1 protein-coding gene is annotated in these 1,519 nt (G+C 64.4%); it reads left to right on the top strand.

Features of this window, described 5'->3' with window-relative positions; genetic code table 11:
- Positions 1-1,362, top strand: a 1,362-nt coding sequence (gene tnpC / locus AXW67_RS02655) for an IS66 family transposase (RefSeq protein ID WP_063676396.1), incomplete at its 5' end; no start/stop codon positions are given.
- Positions 1,363-1,519: the final 157 nt, after the last annotated feature.

Here is a 1,519-nt window from a genome sequence, read left to right as displayed (position 1 = left end):
GCCGTGGCCAAGACGACGACGGTGCGGGGATTTACCCGCAAGCGCGCCGAGCGCCAGACCTTCCCCGAGCACCTTCCCCGGGAGCGGGTGGTGATCGATGGGCCGACGGCTTGTGAATGCTGCGGCAGCAATCGCCTTCGCAAGCTCAGCGAGGACGTGACGCGAACGCTGGAAGTGGTGCCGCGCCAGTGGAAGGTGATCGAGACGGTCCGGGAGAAGTTCTCCTGCCGCGACTGCGAGAAGATCAGCCAGGCGCCGGCGCCGTTCCATGCCATCGCTCGGGGATGGGCTGGCCCGAGCCTCCTGGCCATGATCATGTTCGAGAAGTTCGGTCAGCATCAGCCGCTAAACCGCCAGGCCGAGCGCTACGCTCTGGAAGGCGTGCCGATCGCACTGTCGACCATGGCGGATGCCGTTGGGGCGGTCTGTGCGTCGCTGGATCCCCTGCTGCGCCGCCTTGAGGCCCATGTGATGGCGGCCGAGCGCCTTCATGCCGATGATACGACCGTGCCGGTGCTGGCCAAGGGCAAGACCGACACGGGACGGTGCTGGGTCTACGTCCGGGACGACCGGCCGTTTGGGGGCGCGGACCCACCGGCGGCCATGTTCTACTACTCACGCGACCGCAAGGGCGAACATCCCAAGGAGCATCTGGCCCGGTATGCCGGCATCCTGCAGGCCGACGCCTATGACGGGTACAACCAGCTCTATCTGGCCGGGCGCCAGCCCGGACCGATCCGGGAAGCTGCCTGCTGGTCGCATGGAAGGCGCCCGTTCTTTGCCATGGCCGACATCGAAGAGAATGCCCGGCGCAAGGGCGCCGGAAAAAAGGAAATCCCGCTCTCTCCGATCGCGATCGAGGTCGTGCGGCGGATCGATGCGCTGTTCGAGATCGAACGCTCCATCAACGGCAAGAGCACCGAGGAGCGCCTTCAGGTGCGACAGACGCTGAGCCGGCCTCTGGTCGGGGACCTTCAGGTCTACATGCGCGAGCAACTCGCCAAACTGTCTCGCGGCCATGACCTGGCCAAGGCGTTCAACTACATCCTGAAGCGTTGGGCGAGCTTCACGCTGTTCCTGGAAGATGGACGCGTGTGTCTCTCCAACAATGCCGCCGAACGGGGCTTGCGAGGAATCGCTCTTGGCCGGAAGTCCTGGCTGTTCTGCGGATCTGATCGCGGTGGACGGCGCGCCGCGGCCATGTACAGCCTGATCGTCACAGCAAAAATGAACGGCGTCGACCCGCAAGCTTGGCTGGCCGACGTCCTTGCTCGCATCGCCGCCCACCCAGCTCATCGGCTGGACGAGCTTCTGCCCTGGAATTGGACCCCGGCATCAACGTTCTCCGCTCGAGCGGCATGACCACGCACGTCAACAAAGTCCATCACGTCACCACCATCACCCAGGTCGCCAAGGACCTTGGTGAAGACGAAGATTGGCTCCGCGACATCTCGATTGAAGTGGAGATCGAGGACGGGGTCATCTGGGTCAATGGCGTCGGAGAAGATGGCGTCAAGGC

Source organism: Bradyrhizobium neotropicale (assembly GCF_001641695.1).
GTDB lineage: Bacteria > Pseudomonadota > Alphaproteobacteria > Rhizobiales > Xanthobacteraceae > Bradyrhizobium > Bradyrhizobium neotropicale.
This window is presented reverse-complemented; position numbering and strand designations above follow the sequence as displayed.